23 protein-coding genes are annotated in these 25,520 nt (G+C 62.4%); 18 read left to right on the top strand and 5 right to left on the bottom strand.

Annotation, left to right across the window (positions count from 1 at the left end; genetic code table 11):
• Nucleotides 1-456 precede the first annotated feature (456 nt).
• The 7 genes from EJ075_RS05960 to EJ075_RS05930 all read left to right on the top strand — a co-directional run bounded on the left by EJ075_RS05960 (nt 457) and on the right by EJ075_RS05930 (nt 9,322).
• Nucleotides 457-918 (top strand): MerR family DNA-binding transcriptional regulator, encoded by a 462-nt coding sequence (locus EJ075_RS05960; RefSeq protein WP_126103715.1) that lies wholly within the window; start codon nt 457-459, stop codon nt 916-918.
• A 303-nt stretch (nt 919-1,221) separates the two neighbouring features.
• Nucleotides 1,222-3,018 carry an acyl-CoA dehydrogenase gene (locus EJ075_RS05955; RefSeq protein ID WP_126103714.1) on the top strand — a complete coding sequence of 599 codons (1,797 nt, stop codon included), beginning with the start codon at nt 1,222-1,224 and terminating at the stop codon, nt 3,016-3,018.
• Nucleotides 3,019-3,072: 54 nt separating this feature from the next.
• Nucleotides 3,073-4,245, top strand: a complete 1,173-nt coding sequence (locus tag EJ075_RS05950; protein ID WP_126103713.1) for an acyl-CoA dehydrogenase family protein — start codon at nt 3,073-3,075, stop codon at nt 4,243-4,245.
• Nucleotides 4,246-4,277: 32 nt separating this feature from the next.
• Nucleotides 4,278-5,486, top strand: a complete 1,209-nt coding sequence (locus EJ075_RS05945; RefSeq protein WP_126103712.1) for an acetyl-CoA C-acetyltransferase — start codon at nt 4,278-4,280, stop codon at nt 5,484-5,486.
• Nucleotides 5,487-5,498: 12 nt separating this feature from the next.
• Complete coding sequence (locus EJ075_RS05940) at nt 5,499-7,718, top strand: 3-hydroxyacyl-CoA dehydrogenase NAD-binding domain-containing protein (RefSeq protein ID WP_126103711.1); 2,220 nt, start codon at nt 5,499-5,501, stop codon at nt 7,716-7,718.
• A gap of 83 nt (nt 7,719-7,801) precedes the next feature.
• Nucleotides 7,802-8,452 carry a helix-turn-helix transcriptional regulator gene (locus tag EJ075_RS05935; RefSeq protein ID WP_126103710.1) on the top strand — a complete coding sequence of 217 codons (651 nt, stop codon included), beginning with the start codon at nt 7,802-7,804 and terminating at the stop codon, nt 8,450-8,452.
• Nucleotides 8,453-8,461: 9 nt separating this feature from the next.
• Nucleotides 8,462-9,322: a thermonuclease family protein gene (locus EJ075_RS05930; RefSeq protein WP_126103709.1), complete on the top strand. Its 861-nt coding sequence runs from the start codon at nt 8,462-8,464 to the stop codon at nt 9,320-9,322.
• On the opposite strand, the gene EJ075_RS05925 is transcribed toward EJ075_RS05930, so the two are convergent.
• Nucleotides 9,285-10,934 (bottom strand): lysine--tRNA ligase, encoded by a 1,650-nt coding sequence (locus EJ075_RS05925; protein ID WP_126103708.1) that lies wholly within the window; start codon nt 10,932-10,934, stop codon nt 9,285-9,287. The genes EJ075_RS05930 and EJ075_RS05925 overlap by 38 nt on opposite strands.
• 170 nt (nt 10,935-11,104) lie before the next feature.
• On the opposite strand from EJ075_RS05925, the gene EJ075_RS05920 reads away from it, so the two are divergent.
• On the top strand, nt 11,105-11,515 hold the full coding sequence (locus EJ075_RS05920) for a tellurite resistance TerB family protein (RefSeq protein WP_126103707.1): 411 nt from the start codon (nt 11,105-11,107) through the stop codon (nt 11,513-11,515).
• Between the two features lie 85 nt (nt 11,516-11,600).
• Here the strand turns inward: EJ075_RS05920 and EJ075_RS05915 are convergent, their stop codons facing one another.
• Nucleotides 11,601-12,419, bottom strand: a complete 819-nt coding sequence (locus EJ075_RS05915) for a transporter substrate-binding domain-containing protein (RefSeq protein ID WP_126107250.1) — start codon at nt 12,417-12,419, stop codon at nt 11,601-11,603.
• Between the two features lie 286 nt (nt 12,420-12,705).
• On the opposite strand from EJ075_RS05915, the gene EJ075_RS05910 reads away from it, so the two are divergent.
• From EJ075_RS05910 to EJ075_RS05900, 3 genes are all read left to right on the top strand, one after another.
• Nucleotides 12,706-13,437, top strand: a complete 732-nt coding sequence (locus tag EJ075_RS05910) for a LuxR family transcriptional regulator (protein WP_095487979.1) — start codon at nt 12,706-12,708, stop codon at nt 13,435-13,437.
• Between the two features lie 97 nt (nt 13,438-13,534).
• Nucleotides 13,535-14,173 carry an acyl-homoserine-lactone synthase gene (locus EJ075_RS05905; protein WP_077377404.1) on the top strand — a complete coding sequence of 213 codons (639 nt, stop codon included), beginning with the start codon at nt 13,535-13,537 and terminating at the stop codon, nt 14,171-14,173.
• A gap of 14 nt (nt 14,174-14,187) precedes the next feature.
• The gene (locus EJ075_RS05900; protein ID WP_126103706.1) at nt 14,188-14,934 is read left to right on the top strand and encodes an enoyl-CoA hydratase-related protein; all 747 of its coding nucleotides are present in this window, start codon (nt 14,188-14,190) and stop codon (nt 14,932-14,934) included.
• A gap of 68 nt (nt 14,935-15,002) precedes the next feature.
• On the opposite strand, the gene ppk2 is transcribed toward EJ075_RS05900, so the two are convergent.
• Nucleotides 15,003-15,911, bottom strand: coding sequence for a polyphosphate kinase 2 (gene ppk2, locus EJ075_RS05895; protein ID WP_126103705.1), 909 nt, complete (start codon nt 15,909-15,911; stop codon nt 15,003-15,005).
• 163 nt (nt 15,912-16,074) lie between these two features.
• Between ppk2 and EJ075_RS05890 the strand changes: the two genes are divergently transcribed.
• The 3 genes from EJ075_RS05890 to EJ075_RS05880 all read left to right on the top strand — a co-directional run bounded on the left by EJ075_RS05890 (nt 16,075) and on the right by EJ075_RS05880 (nt 19,302).
• Nucleotides 16,075-17,337: an ATP-binding protein gene (locus EJ075_RS05890; protein ID WP_126103704.1), complete on the top strand. Its 1,263-nt coding sequence runs from the start codon at nt 16,075-16,077 to the stop codon at nt 17,335-17,337.
• Between the two features lie 98 nt (nt 17,338-17,435).
• Nucleotides 17,436-18,161 carry a phosphate signaling complex protein PhoU gene (gene phoU, locus EJ075_RS05885; protein WP_126103703.1) on the top strand — a complete coding sequence of 242 codons (726 nt, stop codon included), beginning with the start codon at nt 17,436-17,438 and terminating at the stop codon, nt 18,159-18,161.
• Between the two features lie 133 nt (nt 18,162-18,294).
• Nucleotides 18,295-19,302: a magnesium and cobalt transport protein CorA gene (locus EJ075_RS05880; protein WP_095487989.1), complete on the top strand. Its 1,008-nt coding sequence runs from the start codon at nt 18,295-18,297 to the stop codon at nt 19,300-19,302.
• Between the two features lie 98 nt (nt 19,303-19,400).
• Here the strand turns inward: EJ075_RS05880 and EJ075_RS05875 are convergent, their stop codons facing one another.
• Nucleotides 19,401-19,919, bottom strand: a complete 519-nt coding sequence (locus EJ075_RS05875) for a GcrA family cell cycle regulator (RefSeq protein WP_095487991.1) — start codon at nt 19,917-19,919, stop codon at nt 19,401-19,403.
• A 355-nt stretch (nt 19,920-20,274) separates the two neighbouring features.
• On the opposite strand from EJ075_RS05875, the gene EJ075_RS05870 reads away from it, so the two are divergent.
• From EJ075_RS05870 to EJ075_RS05860, 3 genes are all read left to right on the top strand, one after another.
• The gene (locus EJ075_RS05870; protein WP_126103702.1) at nt 20,275-21,474 is read left to right on the top strand and encodes an aspartate aminotransferase family protein; all 1,200 of its coding nucleotides are present in this window, start codon (nt 20,275-20,277) and stop codon (nt 21,472-21,474) included.
• Between the two features lie 17 nt (nt 21,475-21,491).
• Nucleotides 21,492-22,403 carry an ornithine carbamoyltransferase gene (gene argF / locus EJ075_RS05865; protein WP_095487993.1) on the top strand — a complete coding sequence of 304 codons (912 nt, stop codon included), beginning with the start codon at nt 21,492-21,494 and terminating at the stop codon, nt 22,401-22,403.
• A 138-nt stretch (nt 22,404-22,541) separates the two neighbouring features.
• Nucleotides 22,542-23,576 (top strand): Hsp33 family molecular chaperone, encoded by a 1,035-nt coding sequence (locus EJ075_RS05860; RefSeq protein WP_126103701.1) that lies wholly within the window; start codon nt 22,542-22,544, stop codon nt 23,574-23,576.
• 154 nt (nt 23,577-23,730) lie between these two features.
• On the opposite strand, the gene apaG is transcribed toward EJ075_RS05860, so the two are convergent.
• Complete coding sequence (gene apaG, locus EJ075_RS05855; protein WP_095487997.1) at nt 23,731-24,123, bottom strand: Co2+/Mg2+ efflux protein ApaG; 393 nt, start codon at nt 24,121-24,123, stop codon at nt 23,731-23,733.
• A gap of 225 nt (nt 24,124-24,348) precedes the next feature.
• Here apaG and EJ075_RS05850 point away from each other — a divergent pair, with 225 nt between their 5' ends.
• Nucleotides 24,349-25,503, top strand: a complete 1,155-nt coding sequence (locus EJ075_RS05850; RefSeq protein WP_126103700.1) for a ceramide glucosyltransferase — start codon at nt 24,349-24,351, stop codon at nt 25,501-25,503.
• The last annotated feature ends 17 nt before the right edge of the window (nt 25,504-25,520 follow it).

The following is a 25,520-nucleotide window of genomic DNA, read 5'->3' as shown; positions in this document are numbered from 1 at the left end:
AATTGCTGGCCTATGACCAGTTTCCCAAGTCTGCCGGAAACGAAGGCGGCCGCGCGGCTCTGCTGCGGTGGAAGACGAGCTTCCCGGGTTTCACCCGCGCTCCGAAAAACCGTGAAAAATTCGCTACAGGATAAACACGGGTAACCGACATGCGCACATTTCGCCCAACGTGGTAAACAACGCGTTAACCAAGCTTAAGAAGTTGCAACGTTGTGTTGGCGGGCCGCCTAAAGCCGGAGTGATGCTCTGGCGGATGCGGCAAAAAGTTCCTCCCGCACAACGCCCTTGCTTCGTGAGGCGGCTATCGGTATAGAATTGACGTAAACGTAAAGGTGCACAGACCGTGCCGTTTGCGATTTGTTTGTTGAAACCACGACTGGAAGCACGCCCCCGCTTCCACTCAGGCGACGCTTGGTCCGGGACCGCGGCGCCACCAGATGGGGAAAGCCAGTGACCATGAAACTTGTTTCGCCCGGCGAAGCCGCGGCCAATACCAATGACATGTCTGACAAAGCCGGTGAGGATCTTGTCCGCATCGGCGAGATGGCCAAGAAATACGGAGTAACGCTGCGCACGCTGCGTTTCTACGAGGACAAGGGCCTTCTCAATCCGCAGCGTGACGGCTCGACCCGTCTCTACACGCGCCGCGACAAGGCGCGGCTGAAGCTGATCCTGCTCGGCCGCAAGGTCGGGTTCTCACTGCGCGACGTCAAGCAGATGATGGACCTCTACGACCCGACCGGCTCCAACACCAAGCAGTTGCGGCTGGCGCTCGACAAGTCGGAGAAGCAGCTTGCCCGTCTGCAGAAGCAGCGGGCGCTGATCGATGATGCCATCAACGAGTTGAGCAACTCGATGGCGGCGGTGCGCCGGATGCTGAGCGAACGTTCGGCGCCGCAGGCCAGCGTCGCCGGGTAATTCGGCCTCACCGGCTTCCGGTGAGCCGCCTTTCCGACGAATGAGTGCCGCGTGGCCTTGGCCGCGCGGCACTTTCCGTTGTCTTCCGGCTGCGGCGGGAAGAAGACATTTCAATCTGTTCCGCACTGGCTTCATCGATATAGCGCCGCTACGCTCACGGGCGGGAAAATTTGTCTCATCAAAAAATTGACGTTTACGCAAACGTCAACTTTTGCTATCTCGATCTGAACGTTGGTCCGATGCTGTCCCTGACTTCATTTTGGGGCTTGATTTCGGGACCAAGCCGCATGGTGGAGGAAGAGCATGCCGATCTACAAGGCGCCGGTCCAGGACACGCTGTTTGTGCTGAACGAGGTACTGGGCTACCAACGCTATTCCAATCTTCCCGGATTTTCCGACGCGACGCCGGATGTGGTCGAGGCCATCCTCGCCGAGGGCGCCAAGCTCGCCGAAAACGTCATGCAGCCGCTGAACCGCGTGGGCGACACGGAAGGTTGCGTGCGCCATGACGATGGCTCGGTGACGACGCCGAAAGGCTTCAAGGAGGCCTTCGACCAGTATCGCGAAGGCGGCTGGATGGGGTTGGCGGCACCCGTCGAATTTGGCGGCCAGGGCCTGCCTTACGCGGTGCATACCGCTGTTTCCGAATACATGGTTTCGGCCAACATGTCGCTGATGATGTATCCCGGCCTGACGCAGGGCGCGATCGCGGCGATCATCACCCATGGCACCGACGAGCAGAAGGCGACATGGCTGCCGAAGCTGGTCGAGGGCACCTGGACCGGCACCATGAACCTGACCGAGCCGCATTGCGGCACCGATCTCGGCCTGTTGCGCACCAAGGCGGTTCCCAACGGCGACGGCAGCTACAGGATTTCAGGCCAGAAGATCTTCATCTCGGCCGGCGAGCACGACATGTCGGACAACATCGTCCACCTCGTGCTGGCCCGCATCGAGGGCGCGCCGGAAGGCGTGAAAGGCATCTCGCTGTTCATCGTGCCGAAGCTCAAGCTCGATGCGTCAGGCAATCCGGGTGAGAAGAACACCGTCTCTTGCGGCTCGATCGAGGAGAAGATGGGCATTCATGGCAATTCGACCTGCGTCATGAACTATGACGAGGCGCAAGGCGTGTTGCTCGGCGAGGCCAATGGCGGGCTGAAGGCCATGTTCACGATGATGAACGAGGCCCGGCTCGGCGTCGGCCTGCAGGGGCTTTCGCTGTCGGAGGTCGCCTACCAGAACGCTGTGTCCTATGCCAAGGATCGCCTGCAGGGCCGCTCGCTGTCCGGGCCGAAGGCGCCGGACAAGAAGGCCGATCCGATCATCGTCCATCCTGACATCCGCCGCAGCCTGATGACCATGAAAGCCTTCAACGAAGCCGGTCGCGCGCTGGCGCTGTGGACGGCGATCAAGTCGGACATCGCCCACCGCTCCGACGACGACAAGGACCGCCAGGCTGCCGACGACTACACCGGCCTGATGACGCCGGTGGTCAAGGGCGTGCTCACCGACAAGGGCTTCGACCACGCGGTGATGGCGCAGCAAGTGTTCGGCGGCCATGGCTATATCGAAGAGCACGGCATGAGCCAGTTCGTGCGCGATGCCCGCATCGCCATGATTTACGAGGGCGCCAACGGCATCCAGGCGCTCGATCTCGTCGGCCGCAAGCTGGCCTTGAATGGCGGCCGCGCGGTACAGGCCTTCTTCAAAGAGGTCGGCGAGTTCTGCGAGGAGAACCGCGCTGACGAGAAGATGGCGCCTTTCACCAAGGCGCTGAAGAAGGGCCACAACGATCTGCAGGCGGCGACGATGTGGCTGATGCAGAACGGCATGGCCAGGCCCGACAACGCCGGTGCCGCCTCGACCGACTACATGCATCTCTTCGGCCTCGTGGCGCTGGGCTACATGTGGGCGCAGATGGCGAAGGCCGCCGGCGCGAAGCTGGCGAACGGCGCCAACGGTGCTTCGTCTTTCTACGAGAGCAAGCTGGTGACGGCGCGCTTCTTCATGGAGCGGATCATGCCGGAGACGTCGGCGCACCTCGCTCGCATCTCCAGCGGCGCCGAGACATTGATGGCACTGCCGGCGGAAGCGTTCTAAGCTCGACAGCGTCGGCACAGCCGACCTTCAACCTGTCGATACGCGGAGGAAATCGTGGCGACAAATCCTACCGAAATCCTCGGCCTCCCCAAACCCGCCTGGGCGGCGGATGAGGTCGGCATGCTCTACGACATGGCGCACCGTTTCATGTCGGAAGAGATCGCGCCGCGCTATGACGAGTTCGAGAAGAACGAGATGGTCGACCGCGAGTGCTGGCTGAAGGCAGGCGCGGCCGGTCTGCTCTGTGCCTCGATGCCGGAGGAATATGGCGGTTCAGGCGGGACATTCGCGCATGAGAGCGCCATCATCGAGGCGATCGGCCATGTCGGCGTCGACGGTTTCGGCATCGGCCTGCACAATTCGATCGTCGCCCCTTACATCCTCCACTACGGCTCGGAGGAGCAGAAGAAGAAGTGGCTGCCGAAACTGGCGACCGGCGAGTTGATCGGCGCCATCGCCATGACCGAGCCCGGCGCTGGCTCCGACCTGCAAGGCGTCAAGACGCGTGCCGAGAAGGATGGCAACCATTACAAGGTCAACGGCTCGAAGACCTTCATCACCAATGGCCAGCTCGCCAACTTCATCATCGTCGTCACCAAGACCGATCCGGAGAAGGGCGCTAAGGGCACTTCGCTGATCGTTGTCGAGACCGACGAGGTGGAAGGGTTCGAGCGCGGCCGCAACCTCGACAAGATCGGTTTGAAGGCCAACGACACGTCGGAACTGTTCTTCAACGATATGCGCGTGCCGACCTCCAATCTGCTCGGCCACGAGGAAGGCCAAGGCTTCGTCCAACTGATGCAGCAATTGCCGCAGGAGCGGCTGCAGATCGGCACCGGCGCCATCGCCATGGTCGAGCGGGCGCTGGCGCTGACAATCGACTACGTCAAGGAGCGCAAGGCCTTCGGCAAGGCGATAATCGATTTCCAGAACACCCAGTTCAAGCTGGCCGAACTGAAGACCGAGGCGACCATCGGCCGCGTCTTCTACAATGACTGCGTCGCTCGCCACATCAATGGCGGCCTCGACCCGGTGACGGCCTCAATGGCCAAATACTGGCTGTCCGACTTGCAAGGAAAAGTCGTCGACGAATGCCTTCAATTGCATGGCGGCTATGGCTACATGAACGAATACCCGATCGCCCGCATGTTCCGCGACGCCCGCGTTCAGCGCATCTACGGCGGCACCAACGAGATCATGAAATTGCTGATCGGGCGCTCTCTCTGAGCGACTTTTCAGCAAACCCAAGGAGCAGGAAAATGGCCGAAGCTTATGTCTATGACGCCGTGCGCACGCCGCGCGGCAGGGGCAAGAAGGATGGCTCGCTGCACGAAGTGCCGGCGGTGCGGCTCGGCGCCAAGGTGCTTGAGGCGATCCGTGACCGCAATGGACTGGACACCGGCACCGTCGACGACATCATCTTCGGCTGCGTCGATCCGGTCGGCGAGGCGGGTTCTGTCATTCCGCGTGCCGCAGCCTTCGAAGCCGGCTATGCGACCACGGCGCCCGGCATGCAGATCTCGCGCTTCTGCGCCTCGGGCCTGGACGCCATCAACTTCGGCGCCGCCAAGATCGCACAAGGCGCCGATGAGATCGTCATCGCCGGCGGCGTCGAATCGATGTCGCGCGTCGGCATGGGCGCATCCGGCGGCGCCTGGTTCATGGACCCTTCGGTTGGCCTGCCGGGCTGGTTCGTTCCGCAAGGCATCTCGGCCGATCTGATCGCCACCAAATACGGCTTTTCGCGTGATGACGTCGACGGCTATGCGGTCGAGAGCCAGAAGCGTGCCGCCAAAGCCTGGGGCGAAGGCCGCTTCAAGAATTCGGTGATCTCGATCAAAGACCAGAACGGGCTGACCATCCTCGACCATGACGAGCATATGCGGCCTTCGACCGACATGCAGTCGCTGGCGGCACTCAACCCGTCCTTCGTCATGCCCGGCGAAATGGGCGGCTTCGATGCCGTCGCGGTGCAGAAGCATCCCGAGGTGGAAGAGGTCAACCACGTCCACCACGCCGGCAATTCGTCCGGCATCGTCGACGGCGCGGCGGCCGTTCTGCTCGGCTCGAAGAAGGCCGGAAAGACGCTCGGCCTGAAGCCGCGCGCACGCATCCGTGCATTCGCCAATATCGGCTCGGAACCGGTGCTGATGCTGACCGGTCCGGTCGACGTGACCGAAAAACTGCTGAAGCGCGCCAAAATGAAGCTGTCGGACATCGATCTGTTCGAGCTTAACGAGGCTTTCGCCTCAGTGGTGCTGCGCTACATGCAGGCGTTCGACATTTCGCACGACAGGATCAACGTCAATGGCGGCGCCATCGCCATGGGCCATCCGCTCGGCGCCACAGGCGCGATGATCTTCGGCACCGTACTGGACGAACTGGAGCGCCGGAACCTGAACACCGCGCTGGTGACGCTTTGCATCGGCGCAGGCATGGGCACCGCAACGATCATCGAACGCGTCTGACGGGAGAGACCGATGAGCTACACCAATTTCACCCTCGACATCGACGCAGACGGCATCGTGCTGATCACCTGGGATATGCCCGACCGCTCAATGAACGTCTTCACCGAAGAGGCGATGCTGGAACTGAACGCCATCGTCGACAAGGTGGCGAGCGATGCGGCGATAAAGGGGGCGGTCATCACCTCCGGCAAAGACACGTTTTCCGGCGGCGCCGATATCACCATGCTGCAGAAGATGCTGACGACCTTCGCCGCCGAAAAGGGCAAGGACGTCGAAAAGGCGACCAAGGCGCTGTTCGACAATGCCGGCTACATGACCGGCCTGTTCCGCAAGCTGGAGACTTCGGGCAAGCCGTGGGTTTCGGCGATCAACGGCACCTGCATGGGCGGCGCATTCGAATTGTCTCTCGCTTGCCATGGCCGTGTCGCGGCCGATTCCGACAAGGTGAGGATGGCGCTCCCCGAAGTGAAGATCGGCATCTTCCCGGGTGCCGGCGGCACCCAGCGCGTGCCGCGGCTGACCGACCAGCAGCAGGCGCTGCAGATGCTCACTTCCGGCCAGACGCTGTCGCCGCAGAAGGCCAAGTCGATGGGCCTGATCCACGAGATCGCCGAGCCGCAAAAGCTGGTTGAGACCGCCAAGGCCATGATCAAAAATGGCTTGAAGCCGGTGGCGCCGTGGGACGAGAAGGGCTTCAAGCTGCCTGGCGGCCCGATCTATTCGGTGGCTGGAGCCAATCTGTGGCCGCCGGCAATCGCCATCCTGCGTCGCGAGACCTATGGCAATTATCCTGCCGCCGCGGCCATTCTGAAATGTGTCTATGAAGGCCTGCTGGTGCCGTTCGACACCGCCTTGCGCATCGAGCAGCGCTATTTCACCGAGATCATGCAGACTAAGGAAGCTGCGGCGATGATCCGCTCGCTGTTCGTCTCGCTGCAGGAGCTGAACAAGGGTGCCCGCCGCCCGGCCGGTGTGCCGGAAACCAAATTCAAGAAGATCGGCGTGCTCGGCGCTGGTTTCATGGGCGCCGGCATCGCCTATGTCACCGCCAAGGCCGGCATTCCGGTGGTGCTGCTCGACCGCGACATGGAAGCGGCCGCCAAGGGCAAGGCGCATTCAGACAGCCTGATCTCGGATCAGGTCAGGAAGGGCCGCGCCAAGCCAGAGGACAAGGACAGACTGCTGTCGCTGATCACGCCGACGGCGGATTATGCCGACCTCGCCGGCTGCGATCTGATCGTGGAAGCGGTGTTCGAGGATTCGGGCGTCAAGAAGGACGCCACCGAAAAGGCGGAGGCCGTGCTGAAGCCGTCGGCGGTCTTCGCGTCGAATACGTCCACCATCCCGATCACCTCGCTGGCGAAGAATTCGGCGCGGCCGAAGAATTTCATCGGCATCCATTTCTTCTCGCCGGTCGACAAGATGATGCTGGTCGAGATCATTTTGGGCAAGAAGACGGGCGACAAGGCACTGGCCACCGCGATCGACTTCGTCCGCGCCATCAAGAAGACGCCGATCGTCGTCAATGACACGCGCGGCTTCTACGTCAACCGCTGCGTGCTGCGCTATATGTCGGAAGCCTACAAGATGCTGATCGAAGGCGTCCCGGCGCCGATGATCGAGAATGCGGCGAAGGCCGCCGGCATGCCGGTCGGCCCCTTGGCGCTCACGGACGAAACGGCGATCGATCTCGCGCAGAAGATCATGAAGCAGACCATGCGCGATCTCGGCGAAAAGGCGGTCGATCCGAAGCAAATGGCGCTGATCAACACGCTGGTCGATACGCATGGCCGCTTCGGCCGCAAGAACGGCAAGGGTTTTTACGACTATCCGCAAAAGCCGGCCAAGAAGAAGCTGTGGCCTGGCCTCAGGGATCTCTACCCGCAGCTTGCGCCGGAAAAGGTCGACTATGAGGAGCTGAAGCAGCGGCTGCTGGTCATCATCGCGCTGGAGGCGGCACGGGTGATGGAGGAGGGCATCGTCACCGATCCGCGCGAAGCAGATGTCGGCTCGATCCTCGCCTTCGGCTTCGCGCCTTTCACCGGCGGCGTGCTGTCCTACATCGACGGCATCGGTGCTAAGAAATTCGTCAAGATCGCCAAGGGTCTGCAGAAGAAATACGGAGCCGAGTTCAAGGCGCCCAAGCTCCTGCTCGACATGGCGGAGAAGGGCGAGACCTTCTACCAGCGCTTCGATCCCTACGCGAAAGGCGAGGTGAAGAAGGCAGCCTGACGCCGCCTTCGGTGGTGGACAAAATCACGGCCACCGGTTAGAACGAGGAAGGTATTTTTTCCTGTTCTGAAGGAGAGCAAAAAGTGCTCTCGCATGATCGCGTATGGGCCGCCATCGACGCTCTCGCCGAGCGCTATTCGCTTTCGGCCTCGGGGCTGGCGAAGCGCGCGGGCCTCGATTCGACCGCCTTCAACAAGTCGAAGCGGCTGTCCTCAGACGGGCGGCCGCGCTGGCCGTCGACCGAATCGCTGGCCAAGATCATCGAGGCGACGGGCGCCTCGCTCGACGAATTTACGGGACTGGTCGAAGGGCGGGACAAGCTCGGTCCCGGATCCCTGCCCGCGCAGAGGTCTTCCGTGCCGCTGCTCGGCTTCGCCCAGGCCGGCGCCGGCGGCTTCTTCGACGATGCCGGCTTTCCGGCGGGGCAGGGCTGGGACTTGATCGAGCTTCCGGCACAGGCGACCGAAACCTCCTATGCGCTGCAGGTTCAGGGCGATTCCATGCTGCCGCTCTACCGCAATGGCGACGTGCTGATCGTCGAGCCGGGCGCTGCCACCCGCAAGGGCGACCGGGTCGTCGTGAAGACCAATGCCGGCGAGGTGATGGCCAAGGTGCTGGACCGTCAGACGGCGAAGTCGATCATGCTGGTCTCGCTCAATCCCGATCACCCGGACCGCGACATCCCCATGCGCGATGTCGAATGGGTGGCGCGGATTGTCTGGGCAAGCCAGTAGGGGCCGCCGGTGCGTCCGCTTCATGCAGCCGCCGCGGTGTTGACGATTTTGGTGATGGGGGCCGCGATCGTCGCCGGCGGCCGCGCCGTGCTGCATGACGAAAGCGTCCGTGTCGCAGCTCGGGCGCAGGCCGGCATGGTGGCGCAATCCGAAGCGCCTGCTACATCAGCGATTCCGCGACCCAAGGTGGCAAGGCCGGAGGCGCATTCCAGGGCCATCGATCCCGAGGTCATCGCGCCGCCGCAGCTTCAGTCCGAAGAGCTTGAACGGGTCGAGCCGCGCGCGCCGTTGAGCGAGTTGGCGCTGGCCGGACCGCCCAAGCCGCCCAAAACGAAAATGCCCGACGACTGGAACGGGACAAAACTGTTCCAGCCGGTTGCGCCAGCCGCAGGGGTGATCGAGGCCAAGGGCTACTCGGTCGCGATTTCCGGTATCGACATCGTCAGGCAGGACGAAACTTGCACCGACGGCGGCAAGCCCTGGACGTGCGGCACCCGGGCGCGAACGGCGTTCCGTGCTTTCCTGCGCGGCCGGGCGGTGGTCTGCACGGTGCCGCCCGAGGGCGGCCGCGACCTGGTCGCCGCCGAATGCCGCGTCGGCAACCAGGATGTCGGCCAGTGGTTGATCGAAAACGGCTGGGCACGCGCCACCAAGAACGGCCCTTACGCCGAGGCCGGCGACAAGGCGCGTACGGCGAGAAAGGGCATTTTCGGGCCGGCGCCCAGTCTCTCCGGCCTGCCTCCGGCACCAGCCCCTGTCGCTGCCGCATCGCAACCGACGCAGCCGATTCTCGATCCGTCGGCGACGGCTACGCCGCCAACCGAGACGACGGCTACGCCACCAACTGACCAGCCAACGCCTTCTGAATGAGCGCGCGGGTCTCTGCGATGCCATAGAGCGCGGCGAACGAACCGAAGCGCGGGCCGCGCTCCTGTCCGATCAGCACCTGGTAGATCATCTGGAAGAAGGCGACGGAGACGCCCGGCCCGCCTTCCGGACTCTGCTTCGAATGGTCCTGATAGCGCTCGACCTTGCGCGCGACGTTGAGGGCGGCATTCTGGATCACCTCGCCATCGGCGTCTGGCGGCAACGCGGCGAGCGCTTCGGAGAGTTTCGTCAGCGCTTCGCGCTCGACCCCGTCGGCGGCCCGGTACACCTTGGCCGGCTTCACGAAATCGTCGAAATAGCGGATCGCATATTCAGCCAGCCGGTCGAGCTCGGGATGGGTCGTCGGCGTCACACCCGATGTGTGGCGCGAAATGAACCCCCACAGCACGTCCCTGTTCTGGGCGTTCGAGGCGCTGACCAGATTCAGCAGCAACGCGAACGACACCGGCAGGTCGACGACAGGCGGGTTACCGTCATGCATATGCCAGACGGGATTTCCCAGCCGCTCCTTCCACTCCTGCCGGCGATAGGCGGACAGAAAGGCGTAATACTCGTCCACCGCCTTCGGAATGACGTCGAAATAGAGCTTCTTGGCCTGCCGCGGCCGCTGGTACATGTACAGCCCGAGGCTTTCGGTCGGTGCATAGGTCAGCCATTCGTCTATGGTCAGTCCGTTGCCCTTCGACTTTGAAATTTTCTGGCCGTTCTCGTCCAGGAACAGTTCATAGACGAAATGCTCCGGCGCCCGCCCACCTAGGATGTTGCAGATACGGTCGTAGATCACCGCATTCGTCTGGTGGTCCTTGCCGAACATTTCGAAATCGACGCCGAGCGCCGCCCAACGCATGCCGAAATCGGGCTTCCATTGCAGCTTCACCTTGCCGCCAGTTATGGGAAGTGTTGTCTCGGTGCCGTCATCGTCGAAGGTGATGGTGCCGGCCTTGGCGTCGACATGCTTCATGGGAACGTAAAGCACGCGGCCGCTCTTGGGGGAAATCGGCAAGAACGGACTGTAGGTCGCCTGGCGCTCTTCGCCGAGCGTCGGCAGCATCACGTCCATAATTTTGTCAAAACGTTCGGCAGCGCGCAGCAGAACTTCGTCGAAACGGCCAGCCTTGTAGTATTCCGTCGCGCTGGCGAACTCGTAGTCGAAGCCGAACGTGTCCAGGAAGCGGCAAAGCATTGCGTTGTTGTGGTCTGCGAAGCTCGCATAGTCGCCGCCGAAAGGATTGGGGACGGTCGACAGCGGCTTGTGCAGGTGCGGCTCGAGTGCGGCGCGATCCGGGACGTTGTCCGGAATCTTGCGCATACCGTCCATGTCGTCGGAAAAGCACAAGATCTTGGTCTTGACCGTGTCTCCGGTAAGCACACGGAAAGCGTGGCGCACCATCGAGGTGCGTGCGACCTCGCCGAAAGTGCCGATGTGGGGCAGCCCCGACGGACCGTAGCCGGTCTCAAACAGGACGGTCTCGGGAAAGTCAGTGCCTTTGTAGCGCTCGACGATCTTCCTGGCTTCCTCGAACGGCCAGGCCTTGCTTTCACCCGCCGCCGCAAGCACCTCGGGATTGAGATCGATGATGTTTGATCCCGCCATGTCACTGTTTTCCAAATCATTCGCCGGCATCGCCGCAGAAGGGGGCCGGAAGAGGTTTTTTCAACCGGTCTCTAGGCGTGCCTGCCGTGGGCGTCAACGATCGCGGCTCTTTTTCCTTGCGGCGTTGGTGCCTCGTTCCTAACTTCGGAGCCCGTTCGAGGAGTTTTCAAATGTCGTTGCCGCCGCATGAAGCCCTGATCTATCTGATGGTTATCACCTCCGCGTCCGATCGCGACATGACCGATGTCGAATTGGCGCGGATTGGCGACGTCGTCCGCTCGTGGCCGGTGTTCGAGGATTTCGACCACGACCGAGTCGTTGGCGTCGCCCAGGATTGCCAGAAGATGCTGCATGAAAAGGACGGGCTGGAAGGCGTCCTCGCGCGCGTCGCCGAGTCGCTGCCTGAGCGGCTCCACGATACCGCCTATGCCGCCGCTTTCGAGGTCGCGGCCGTCGATCTCGAAATGCGGATGGAAGAGGTGCGGGTGCTGCAGCTCATCCGCCGCCAGCTCGATCTCGATACGCTGACCGTCGCCGCGATCGCCCGTGCCGCCAAGGCCCGCCTTCGCACGCTAACCTGATCCAGGCACTGAAGGGTCAAAAGATGCTGATCGGACCGGATCAGAAAAAGCCGGGCCGGATCAGAAAAAAACTGACCGGGCCGGATCAGAAAAAACTGATCGGGAAATAGCGCAGATAGAATTCGGCGAAGATGCCCTTCACCGAAATCTCTTGCAGCGCGTAGTCGAACGCTGCGGCGAGCGCCGGATCGTTGGCCCTGGTGGCGATGGCCATGCCCGAGCCCAGATATTCGGGTGCCAGATAGGGGCCGCCAGCAAAGCGGCAGCAGGCTGCTGCATCCGAACCGCCCAACCAGAAGGCGAAGCGCATGCCGTCGCCGAAGGCGGCGTCGACCTTGCCGGCCTTGAGGCCATCATAGAGTTCTTCCGGCCGGTCGAAGGGAACGACCTGAACGGTGCCGAAATAATCGCGCAACATCCGCTCATGCGCGGAACCGGCGACCACGCCGACGCGCTTGTCGCGCAGTCTGTCGAAGATCGGTTCCGTCAGCGCCTTTGTCTTCTGCATGATGAAGCGCGCCGGAAACTGCAGGTAGGAACGTGAGAAGGCATATTTCGACCGCGACTCCGGCGTGGCGGCGATGCCGGCAATGATCGCTTCGCCTTCGCCCTTCTGCAGCGCCCCTTCGAGCTCGGCCCAGGGCAGCGCCTGGATTTGGCATTTTTCCGCGATGCCGAGTTCGGCGCAGATGGCGCGCGCCAGATCGACGTGGAAGCCGGACAACCGGCCTGCTCCGTCGAGGAAATTGAAGGGCGGGAAATCGGTGGTGGTCAGGAATCTCAGACGCGGCAGTGCGGAAAGGTCCGGCTTTGGCAGCCGCTCCTTGGCATCCCACAGCACAGGCACTTGCGGCTCCGCGGCACGCGCATTCGTGAGCAACTGTGCCCCCGTCATTACCAGCATCAGGACGATGGATATCCACCGAATTGCCACGACCGGAGCTCCGCCCTGTTCTGTCCAGCTTGGCTTTTCGTACGAAAATGGTGCAGGCACAACGGTTTTTGATTTCATCACGCCGATTTAGGGATATGGTTTAGCGAGTTTGCAAACGTGTGCGGCGTCGGCTGGAGGGGAGCAAGGCGCTGCAAGCAGAGGAGAGCAGGTTTGTAATCCGGGGTCGATGGCAAAGTGCAGATCAGGCACTGGACGTTGATCTCAACGCGGAAGGCAACATGGGGTAGATGTTGCGATGGGCCACTTCGATCGCACACTGGAATTCATAGATCAGTTGCAGCACGCCGACACAGCGGCGGCGGTCTGCCAAAAACTGCTTGGCATAACCTCGGAGTTCGGCCTGACGGCGCTTATGGCCGGGACGGTTCCGCAGCCAGGCACCCCGCGAGGCCAGCAAAAGGACCATGTGCTGCTCTGTGATTGGCCGGGAGAATGGCTGGAGCGCTATGTGGCGCGCAACTATGTCGACCATGACCCCGTCGTCAGCCACATGAAGCAGCTGCAGGCGCCGTTCCAGTGGCGGGAAGCGTCTCAGGGCATTCGCATCGACAAGAGCAGTGGCGAGGTGATGGGCGACGCCAGCGAATTCAAACTGCGCGACGGCATGGCCTTCCCGCTGGTCACGCTCGACGGTCAGATCGTTATGGTGTCGCTCGGCGGCGAGGCCGTGGAACTGTCGGGAGCCGAGTTCGGGCAGGTATCGCTGGCAGCGACCTATGCGATCGGCCGCGCCATGCAACTCCACACGATGGCGGCCAAGACCATCGACCACGTCGAACTGACGCCGCGTGAGCGCGAATGCATGCAATGGGCCGCCGTCGGCAAGTCCGAATGGGAGATTTCACAGATTCTCGGCATTTCGGAACACACGTCAGAGAAACACCTTCTTAACGCCAAAAGCAAACTCGGTGCCGTCAACCGGGTGCAGGCGGTCGCGGAAGCGATAAGGCGCGGCTATATTAGCTAGCTCGGCCGTGCCGGCCTAGAAATTCTTGCCTACGTGATCGCGTAATTTTCTCGGGACAGCCCGGCCGTATCTTCCTATTGAACCTAGGAGACGGCAGATGCTTTTTTCCCTTACCACACAGGAACTTATGGAACGTCCCGACCTTTGGGAGGCCGTTCATCGCTTGCGCTACAAGATTTTCGTCGAGGAAATGGGGTGGACCGATCTGCAGCGCCCCGATGGGCTTGAGATCGATCAGTTCGACCACGACGAGGCGGTGCATCAGCTCGTCATCCGCAACGGCGAGCTTGCCGGTTATCAGCGGATGTTGCCGACAACGCGGGCGCATCTTCTGACCGAGGTGCTGGCGGACCTCTATGAAGGGACGCCACCGTCCGGGCCGAACGTTTGGGAGTTGACCCGCTATGCGGTGGCGCCGGGCTTTCGTGACGGCAAGCGCGGCGTATCGACGGTCGGCACCGAGCTCATTGCCGGCTTCGTCGAGTGGGGGCTGAAGCGGAACGTCAATCAGGTGATCATCGAGTTCGAGCCGATGTGGGTCCTGCGGGCGCTGCAATTGCACTTCCTGGCGAAGCCGCTTGGCTACCAGCGCACCTATGGCAACCAGCAGGTCGTCGCCACGCTGCTCACCTTCAACGAGCATACGCTTGAGGTGGTGCGTTCGCGTCGTAGCCATTTCGCGCCGGTGCTGGCCAGGGGATATCCCGACAGGCTCGGAATGAGGCAGGCCTCGTGAGATTGGAGACAACCATGAACGTCCACACGCAAACGGAGTTCCGCAACCATACGCTGATCGTCACGGTGTCGTCGGATGACGGCCGGCCGGTGCTGGACAGGCGAGCCTATGAAAGCCTGGCCAAGACCTTCCATGAAGCCGCCGTCGACGATGATGTACGCGTCGTGGTGCTGCGCGGCCTCGCCGGCTGCTTCTGCCTCGGCGGCGACTTTTCCGAGTTCCTCGACGCCACCAAGCATCAACGATTGATCGCCGCCGTCACCGACATGTTCCGCACGCTGGCGACGTTTCCAAAACCGGTCCTTGCCTGTGTCGATGGCGGCGCCGTCGGCGTCGGCTGCACCATCCTGTTCCATTGCGACATGGTGATCGCATCTGATGAAAGCACGTTCCGGGTGCCGTTCGTCGATTTCGGCCTCGTGCCGGACGCGGCGACCAGCATCCTGGCGCCGCAGAAACTCGGTTATGCCGGCGCTTTCCGCTTCTTCTGCCTGGGCGACACGCTCAGTGCCGAGGACGCCAGGATGCTTGGCCTGGTCACGGAGATCGTGGCGGGCGATGTCGAGGAAGCCGCACTTGGCAGAGCCAGGCAACTCGCCAAAAAGCCGGTCGCCGCGCTGCTGCAGACGCGCGACCTGCTCAAGGGCGACACAGGCGCGCTCTGCGATCGCATCGACCAGGAGATTTCGCTGTTTCAGCAGGCTTTGCAGGACGATGCCACGCTGAAGCGACTGCAGCGGATTGCCCGGCTAGCGGCATGAGAAGTCACTCGGGAGAATGACAAGAATGTCCGGAATCGTGCCGCGCGTCTTTGGCGCGCGGCAGTGCTTCAGGCCCGTGTTCCCAGGAACGAAGGCCCTTCCCCGATGATTTTCTTGTCTTCCTTGCCGATGGTGTCGAGGTCGCGGCCCTCATAGGGAAGCGACAACAGGATACGCCGGATGACGGCAAGTCGCGCGCGCCGCTTGTCGTTGGCCCGCACGATGATCCAGGGCGCGAATTCCTCGTGCGTGCGTGCGAACATGAGATCGCGCGCCTTGGTGTAGTCGTCCCATTTGGTGATGCCGGCAATGTCGATCGGCGAGAATTTCCAGCTCTTCAAAGGACTCCAGCGGCGATCGTGAAACCGCTCAAGCTGTGTCTCCCGACCGATGTTCAGCCAGAATTTGAAAAAATGGATGCCCTCGTTGCAGATCATCCGTTCAAAATACGGCGTCTCGTCCAGGAATTTCTCATGCTGCTCCGGCGTGCAGAAGCCCATGACCGGCTCGACGCCGGCGCGATTGTACCAGGAGCGGTCGAAAGTGACGAACTCGCCGGACGTCGGAAAGTGCGCGACATAGCGCTGGAAATACCACTGTCCGAGCTCGGTCGGGGTCGGCTTGGTCAGCGCCACATTGCGTGCGGTTCGAGGATTCAGGTACTGGCGCAGCGCAAAGATCGTGCCGCCCTTGCCGGCGGCATCGCGTCCTTCGAACAGCGACATCACCCGCTTGCCGGTCGATTGCAGCCATGCCTGCGCCTTGACCAGCTCGATCTGCAGCCGCTCGAGCGTCTCGTCGTACTCGTCGCTTTTCATTTTCTTGTCGTAGGGGTAGCCGCCGGCGGTCAGCTTATTGTCCTCGACCCAATTGGGAAGCTTGGGATCCTCGATGTCAAACTCGAGCTCCTTGCCGTCGATCCGTATCTTCAGCGGGCCTGCAACGGGCGCGGCGGCATCTTCCTTGGAGTTTTTCATCGAGACGAACCTTTCCAGCTTCCGGACTCATGCTATTGGGAGCCTAACTGCATCGGCCGGAAAATCGGAATCGATTTTCGGAAAGAACGAGGCAGCAGATTAAAAGTGGCAGAGCGTCCTTTGTGCATCCAATTGGACGCACGGCGCGCGTGAATGGCTGACAATGGCTGACATCGGCACAGAACAGCGAAGCAAGGCGCAAGCCGTCGCCAGTCGGTTGTGGAACAGCCGCTGGCTGCTGGCGGCCGGCATCGTCGCGGTCCTGACGGTCTATGTTTTCGCGGCCGGCTATGTGGTGCTGCTGGCATGTGCGGTGCTGCTGCTTGCCGCCGCGATGCTGCCGGCCGGCGTTGCGCGACAGTCCGCCGGGGATGCCGCGGCGATCGAGGCGAGCGGGCTGCAACACCTGTCGGGGGAAAATCTGGCGGCGGCCGTTGCCGATCCGCTGATCATCTTCGATCGCACCGCCACGATCGTCCATGCCAACGCCGCCGCCTTCGCCGCCTTCGGCGGCATCGCACCGGGCATGTCGCTGTCGCTGAAATTCCGTGCGCCCGAGATGCAGGCCTTGCTGGACAGTATTTTGTCTGGGGCCGCCGCTTCAGATGTCGTCGACTATACCGAAAAGCTGCCGGTCGAACGGGCTTATCGGGTGAGTGCGTCTTCAGTCGGCCACGGCACCGACCTCTATGTGCTGGTTTTCAAAGACCAGAGCGAGGCGCGCCGGATCGACCGGATGCGCGCCGACTTCATCGCCAATGCCAGCCACGAACTGCGCACCCCGCTCGCCTCGATCTCCGGCTTCATCGAGACGCTGCGTGGCCCGGCCCGTAACGACCCGGCGGCGCGCGAGCAGTTCCTGCAGATCATGCAGAATCAGACCGGCCGCATGGCGCGCCTGATCGATGACCTGTTGTCGCTGTCGCGGCTGGAGATGAAACCCTATCTAAAGCCGGGAACCGAGGTCGATCTCCGCCAGACGCTCGACAGCGTCATCGATTCGCTCGGGCCGCTTGCCAGGGAAAACGGCGTTGCCATTGAGCGGGATTTCGAGAAAGGACCGCTCGATGTGCCCGGGGATCGCGACGAACTTTTCCAGGTCTTCGAAAATCTGCTGGAAAACGCCTGCAAATACGGACAATCGGGTGGACGTGTCGTGGTGACGATTGCTCACAGCGATGACGGTCCCGAACCGGGCATCGACGTCACCATCCGGGACTTCGGTCCCGGCATTCCCGAGGAGCACATCCCGCGCATCACCGAGCGCTTCTACCGCGTCGATGTCGAAAACAGCCGGACCCAGAAAGGCACCGGCCTTGGCCTCTCGATCGTCAAACATATCCTGACGCGCCACAACGCCAGACTCTCGATCAAGTCCGAGGTCGGCAAGGGCGCAGCCTTCTCGGTTCATTTGCCGGCGCATTAGCGCCGCACTACGTATTAAGGGGCTTTTTCTTTTTTCTGTCATCCGGCTAGCGTATCAGCGGGGATTCGAGGAAACGACTCACTCTGGAAGGCATTTCCATGCAGTCCGTGCACATCGTAAGCGCCTATGACGAGGAGCTGAAATATCTGTCAAAGCGCATCGCCGCGATGGGCGGGCATGCCGAACGTATGGTCGAACAGGCGATTGCGGCGCTGGTCAACGCCGACCCCGGCCTTGCCCAGAAGGTCATCCGTGATGATCTCGTTCTGGACGAAGGGCAGCGCGAGATCGACGACAAGGCGATCGTCATCATTGCCAAGCGCCAGCCGATGGCGACGGATTTGCGCGAGATCGTCGGCGCGATCCGCATCTCGGCGGATCTCGAACGGGTCGGCGACCTCGGCAAGAATGTCGCCAAGCGCGTGGTTGCCGTCACAGAAGGACGCCAGCCGACCAGCCTGTTCCGCGGCATCGAGGCGTTGGCCGACCTAGCGTTGACGCAGCTCAAGGAAGTGCTCGACGTCTACGCGTCGCGCTCGGTGGAAAAGATCGTCTTCGTGCGTGATCGCGACGATCAGATCGACGCCGTGTACACCTCGCTGTTTCGCGAATTGCTGACCTACATGATGGAAGATCCGCGCAACATCACGCCTTGCACGCACCTGCTGTTTTGCGCCAAGAACATCGAGCGGATCGGCGACCACGCCACCAATATCGCCGAGACGATCTACTACATCGTCACCGGCGATCAGATGCCGGCCGAGCGGCCGAAGGACGACAAGACAGACAAGATTGTTCTCCCGGGAGCGCTACCCGCGAAATGAACCGCCAAAGCGAGAAGATCCCGTCTGAACTCATCTCGCTCGGCCTCTCGAACGCTTTATGAAACTGCGCTAAACTATCCGGACGTTAAGCTTCTCAGTTCCCTAGTGAAGGCCATGCTTTCAGGAGGCTGCGATGGAATATGTTCGGGAGTTCATGCCTGCGCCGCCGACGTCCAGCATTATCGCTTCCGGCGTCTACACGGCCGGCCGGCGTATCGCCGACATTCCGATCGAGGAAGCTGGCGAATGGGCAAAGAAGCCAGGCCATGTCGTCTGGATCGGCCTGCTGGAGCCCGACCGCAATCTGTTGCTTCGCGTCCAGGCGCAATTCCATCTGCATGATCTGGCGATCGAGGACGCGGAGCATCCGCATCAGCGGCCCAAGATCGAGCAATATGGCGACGCCTTGTTCATTGTTGCCCGCACGGCTCAATTGATCGACGGTCGTGTCACCTTCGGCGAAACCCATCTGTTCGTCGGTGCCGGCTACATCGTCAGCGTCAGGCACGGTCCATCAACCTCTTATGCCGCCGTTCGTCAGCACTGGGAAAGCTGCCCGCATTCGCTGGCCAAGGGCGAGGATTTCGTCCTCTATGCCATTCTCGATTTCATCGTCGATAACTACATGCCGGTGCTCGAGCAGATCGAGGATGAGGTCGAGGCGATCGAGGACAAGGTTCTGCTGAAACCTATGGCCGGCTCCGACATAGAACGGCTTTACATGCTGCGCCGCGACCTGTTGCGCCTGCGCAATGCGGCACTGCCGCTGGTGGAAGTCTGCCGCCGGCTGACCAGCGCCGACCTGCCGCAGATCCATGCGGCCATGCACCCGCTGTTCCGCGACGTCACGGACCACATCCGCACCGTCCAGGAGAAGATCGACAGCTTGCGGGAGGTTCTCGCCTTTGCCTTCGAGGCGAGCCTTCTGGTTGGTCAGAGCCAGGAAACGGCGATCACCAAGAAGCTTGCCTCATGGGCTGCCATCCTGGCGGTGCCGACGGCGCTCGCCGGCATCTACGGCATGAATTTCAACGACATGCCGGAACTGAGGATGGAATATGGCTATCCGATCGTGCTGGGAGCGATTGTTTTGGTCTGCTCGGTTCTCTACTGGCGCTTCCGCAAGAGCGGCTGGCTGTGAAAGAGAGCGAATAGGAAATAGCGAGTAGCGAATAGGTGAAAATGAAGCTGCTTCCTCGCGGAGGCTCAATCCGTTTCTATTCGCTATTCGCTATTCGCTCAGCGACTGCGGCGCCGCTCCGAGGCCGGCTGGAACGCTATGCGGGAGTGATACTTGCAATAGGGTCCGGTTTCGGCCGCGTCGTTGCCGCAGAAATGGAATTCTTCCGAAAGCGGATCGCCATTCGGCCATTTGCATGTCCGCTCGGTCAACTCGACGAGTTGCAGATGCCGCGAGATCGGCACAACGACGTTCTCGACCGGACGGACGTAATGACGCGTCATCGGTACGGCGTCGAATTGCGCCTGCAGCGCGGTCGCGCCGATCGACGTGGTGATATGCCGCGCTGTGCTTGCCGCCCGCGACACCGATTTCTGGACGGTTGATCCCTGCACGCTCTTCTTCTGGCGTGCCGGCGTGGCGGTCGAGCGTCCGCGGCCCGACAGTTTCAGCCGATGCACCTTGCCGATGACAGCATTGCGGCTGACACCCCCGAGCTGTGCGGCGATCTGGCTGGCGCTCAGTCCCTCCGACCACAATTTTCTAAGAAGTTCGACCCGCTCGTCAGTCCAATTCATGAGACCGCGCTCCTGCTGAAATGTGCGGCGATCGGAATCCTTCCACGATCCGGCTTTCGCCGGGCAGACACCACATATATCGGGTGATTAGGTCCGCCGCACGAAATCTAGTTATTTCTCGACTACAATTACCTTATGCGCTGACTCGGTGACAAGAGTCCGAGGGCCAACACGAATCGGTTTTTTCGGTTTTCCCCAACTTGCCCGGTCGCTTATGAGCCGGCGCCTCGCTGGAGGGCTTGCCGCGCGTCATTGCGCGACGTTTTCGTTGACTTCATGGCCGAAAAACACGATAAGCCGCAAAGGCCGCCGCTTTGGCGGCTTTTTTGATTTTCCGGTACCGGAGACGCATATAATGAGCGGTTCGGCGCTTTTCGAGACCTTTACCCGCGCACCCCTGGCCTTCGACCATGGGGAAGGCACTTGGCTGGTCACCGACAAGGGCGAGCGATATCTCGATTTTGGCGGCGGCGTCGCCGTGAATTCGCTTGGGCACAGCCATCCGCATCTGGTCTCGGCACTCACCGAGCAGGCGGCTAAGGTCTGGCATGTCTCCAACCTCTACGAGATTCCGGGGCAGAGCCGTCTGGGCGAGCGGTTGGCCGACGCCACCTTCGCCGACAAGGTGTTCTTCACCAATTCCGGCGCCGAGGCGCTGGAATGCGCCATCAAGACGGCTCGGCGCTACCACTTCGTCAAGGGCCATCCCGAGCGCTTTCGCATCATCACCTTCGAAGGCGCCTTTCATGGCCGCACGCTGGCGACCATCGCCGCCGGCGGCCAGTATAAATACTTGGAAGGTTTCGGACCCAAGGTCGAAGGCTTCGACCAGGTCGGCTTCGACGACATCGACGCCGCCGAAAAGGCGATCACATCAGAGACCGCCGCGATCCTGATCGAGCCGGTGCAGGGCGAGGGTGGCATCCGCCCGGTGCCGACGCAGTCGCTGAAACGGCTGAGGCAGCTCTGCGAGCAGCATGGCCTGCTCCTGATCTTCGACGAGGTCCAGTGCGGCATCGGCCGCACCGGTAAGCTGTTCGCGCATGAATGGGCTGGCGTCACGCCCGACATCATGGCGGTCGCCAAGGGCATCGGCGGCGGCTTCCCGATGGGCGCCTGCCTCGCCACCGACGAGGCGGCCGTCGGCATGACGGCCGGCGTGCACGGCACCACTTTCGGCGGCAACCCGCTGGCGATGGCGGTCGGCAACGCCGTGCTCGACGTGGTGCTGGAAGACGGCTTCCTGGAGGATGTCCAGCGCAAGGCGTTGCTGCTGAAGCAGGGGCTGGCGAGTGTCGCCGACGAATTTCCTGATATCATCGAAGACATCAGAGGCACCGGCCTGATGCTCGGCTTGAAATGCGCCGCACCCAACACCAAGGTGAACATGGCGTTGCGCGACCAGCATCTGCTGGCGGTTCCGGCCGGCGACAACGTCCTTCGCCTGCTGCCGCCGCTCACCGTCACCGATGCCGAGATCCACGAGGCGCTCGACCGCATCCGCGCCGGCGCCCGGGGCCTGGCCGACGCCATCGCCGCGGCTGCCGCGAAGTAACAGTCGAAAGACCCCAAATGAGCCTTCGCCATTTCACCGATCTTTCCGCCGTTTCTGAGGGCGATCTGCGCTTCATGCTGGACGATGCCGTCGTGCGAAAGGCAAGGCTCAAGGCCGGCGAGCGGACGAAACCGCTCGAAGGCAAGGTGCTGGCGATGATCTTCGACAAGCCGTCGACGCGCACGCGCGTGTCCTTCGACGTCGGCATGCGCCAGCTCGGCGGCGAGACCATCATGCTGACCGGCACCGAGATGCAGCTCGGCCGCTCCGAAACCATCGCCGACACGGCCAAGGTGCTGTCGCGCTATGTCGATGCGATCATGATCCGTACCACATCGCATGACCGGCTGCTGGAGCTGACCGAGAACGCCACCGTTCCCGTCATCAACGGGCTGACCGACGATACCCATCCCTGCCAGCTGATGGCCGACATCATGACCTTCGAGGAACATCGCGGTCCGGTCGCCGGCAAGACCATCGCGTGGACCGGAGACGGCAACAACGTGCTGCATTCGCTTCTGGAAGCCTCGGCGCGGTTCCGCTTCAACCTCAACGTTGCCGTGCCGGAAGGCAGCGAGCCGGCGCAGAAGCATGTCGACTGGTCGACGGCGCATGGCGGCAAGTTGAATTTCACCCGCTCGCCCGAGGAGGCGGTCCACGAGGCCGACTGCGTCGTCACCGACTGCTGGGTGTCGATGGGCCAGGAGCACCGTGCCCGCGGCCACAATGTCTTCTCACCCTATCAGGTCAACGCGGCGCTGATGGCGAAGGCAAAGCCCGACGCATTGTTCATGCACTGCCTGCCGGCGCATCGCGGCGAGGAGGTCACCGACGAGGTCATCGACGGGCCGCATTCGGTGGTGTTCGACGAGGCCGAGAACCGGCTCCACGCCCAGAAGGCGGTTCTGGCCTGGTGCCTCGGCGCTTGATCCGGGCCACCTTGATCCGGGCCACCTTGATCCGGCCCACCTTGATCCGGCCCACCTTGATCCGGCAATGTGTGGTGCCTATCTCAGGCGCATCACGCAAATCGAGCGCGTTTCGACGCATGCGCCCCGGAGGGCGGCATGGCCGCGCCCCGGAGCTTTGTTATGTTGGAAACTCATCAATTGGCTGAACATCAACCCAAACTCGGCGAGTTCGGCTATGCCGGCGACGATCATGTCGTGCCCTTCGAGGTCGGCCCGCTCGACGTGCGTGGCCGCACCGTCCAGCTCGGGCCGATGCTCGACGCGATCCTCAGCCGTCATGACTATCCCGAGCCGGTCGCCCGCCTGCTGGCGGAAGCCTGCGTGCTGACGGTGCTGCTCGGCACCTCGCTCAAATTCGAGGGCAAGTTCATCCTGCAGACCCGCACCGACGGGCCGGTCGACATGCTGGTTGCGGATTTTTCCACGCCGCAGGCTCTGCGCGCCTATGCGCGCTTTGATGCCGACCGGCTGGAAGCGCTGACGTCTGCCGGCGAGACCTCGCAGCAGACGCTGCTCGGCAGCGGTGTCCTGGCCCTGACCATCGACCAGGGCGCCCACACGCAACGCTATCAGGGCATCGTCCAGCTCGACGGCGAGACGCTGGAGGAGGCCGCGCGCACCTATTTCCGTCAGTCGGAGCAGATCCCGACCGATCTCAGGCTCTCGGTGGCCAAGCTGTTGACGCCCGGCGTCGGCGGTGCCCGCGAGCAATGGCGTGCCGGTGGCATTCTGGCGCAATTCCTGCCGCAATCGCCCGAACGCATGCGCGTGCCCGACCTTCCGGGCGGCGACGGCGATCCGCGTGAGGAGATCCACGATCCGGCCGACAATTCCTGGCAGGAACTGCTGGCGTTGCTTGGAACGATCGAGCCGACGGAGTTGATCGATCCGACGATCGGCGCCGAGCGCTTGCTTTACCGGCTGTTCCACGAGCACGGCGTCCATGTCTTCGGCGGCGTGCCGGTCGCCGACCAGTGCTCATGCTCCAAGGAGAAGATCCGCGGCATCCTCGAAGGCTTCTCCGCCGACGAGATCAGGGACAGCACCGAGGATGGCGGCATTCACGTCGCCTGCGAATTCTGCTCGAAGCAATATGACTTCGATCCGGCGGAGTTCGGCTCGGCACAGTAAAGTGGATAGCGTTGGCGCTGCCCCTCACCCTCACCCTCTCCCCATAAGGACGGGGAGAGGGGGCGCTGGAGCTTGTCCCTTCTCCCCGTCCTTTACGGGGAGAGGGTGCCGGCAGGCGGATGAGGGGCGGCGCGAACGGCCGATGCTTTCTCTCTCAGTTCACCGTCCGCCGTGTGCCCGGCAAGTCGAGCGAAAAGGCGGGGATGGCGATATCAAACGTCTCGCCCCGCTTGTTGCGCATCGTGTAGTGGCCGACCATGATGCCGGACGGCGTCGAGAGCGGGCAGCCGGATGTATATTGATAACTGTCGCCGGGGTTGAGTTCGGGCTGGTCGCCGACAACACCGGCGCCGCGCACTTCCTCGACCCGGCCGGTGCCGTCGGTGATGTGCCAGTAGCGTGACAGAAGCTGCACGAATTCATCCGACTGATTGTCGATGGTAACCTGGTAGCCCCAGACATAGCGGTTCTCCGACGGATCGGAGCGATCCTCCAGATAGAACGGCCTGACCTGTACTTCGATGTTGCGCGTAACGGCGCTGTACATAGACTACTCCACAATATGTAGACGGAACTTTCGACGCTCTCCGTGATTTGGTCAACCGGGTGCTTTCTGGCGTTGTCCGACTCCTTTGAGCGCAGGTGCCGAAGAACAATGTCATTTAAGTGACACATGACAATGATGGTGTGCAGGGCCGGGCGACTCAGCATTCTGTCGAACTGTTGAAAACGGCTTCCATGCGGCCGGTTTTTCTGGAGTGACCAGATATCGATGGAACTGACAGTCACAGCCGCCTTGCTTTCCACAGCTCTGCTCCTTGTCAATCTCGCCAGCATCCTGCTCGCTTCGTTGAAGCTGAAGCGGCCTGGCAGGATCGCGCCGCCAGCCGGCAAGGCGCCTGCGGTGTCGATCGTCGTGCCGTCGCGCGGCGTCGAGCCGTTTGCCGAGGAAACGCTCGAGCGCGTCTTCTCGCTCGACTGGCCGCGCTATGAGCTCATCTTCTGCGTCGCCCATGCCGACGACCCGGTGGTCAGGCCGATCACCGATGCGATCGCCCGCTTTCCGGCCGTGCCGGCCCGGCTGCTCGTCGGCGACGACCGCATCAGCGGCAATCCGAAACTCAACAATTGTGTGAAGGGCTGGGAGGCCGCGCGCCACCGCTGGGTCATCCTTGCCGATTCCAACGTCCTGATGCCGAGGGACTATGTCCAGCATCTGATGGCGGCGTGGCGGCCCGACACCGGCCTTGTCTGCTCGACGCCGATCGGCTCGCGGCCGGACGGGTTCTGGGCGGAGGTCGAATGCGCATTCCTCAACACGCTACAGGCGCGCTGGCAATATGCCGGCGAGGCGATCGGCCTCGGTTTTGCCCAGGGCAAGAGCATGTTGTGGGACAAGCCCATGCTCGACGCCAATGGCGGCATCCGTGCGCTTGCCGCCGAGATCGCCGAGGACGCCGCCGCGACCAAGCTGGTCAACGGGCTCGGACTGCGCGTCAATCTCGTCGCCTCGCCCTTTGAGCAGCCGCTCGGTTTGCGCACTCTCGGCGAAATCTGGTCGCGCCAGGCCCGCTGGGCACGCCTGCGCCGCGTCACCTTCCCCCTGTTCTTCGCGCCCGAGATACTGATCGGCGCGGCGATGCCGCTGGCGCTTGCGCTGATTGCGGCGGCCAGCGCCGGCTTCAGCCTGTCGGCAACCGCCATCGCCGTGCTGGTAGCCGCGTATCTGCCGGAATGCGCTCTCGCCTCGGCTAAGGGCTGGCACCTGTCGCTGCGCATGATCCCGGCGATGGTTGCGCGGGACGTGATGCTTCCCGCCATTTGGGCGCGAGGCTGGCTCAGCGGTGCCGTCGACTGGCGCGGCAACACGATGACCATCCACACCAGCGCCGCTGCGGAATTGGAAGAGACCCCGTCGGGCGCCTGACAGCACCTGCTTTTGAC

It is taken from the genome of Mesorhizobium sp. M6A.T.Cr.TU.016.01.1.1, assembly GCF_003952585.1.
Taxonomy (GTDB): Bacteria; Pseudomonadota; Alphaproteobacteria; order Rhizobiales; family Rhizobiaceae; genus Mesorhizobium; species Mesorhizobium mediterraneum.
The sequence above is the reverse complement of the archived record's forward strand: the minus strand, read 5'-3'. Positions and strand labels throughout refer to the sequence as shown.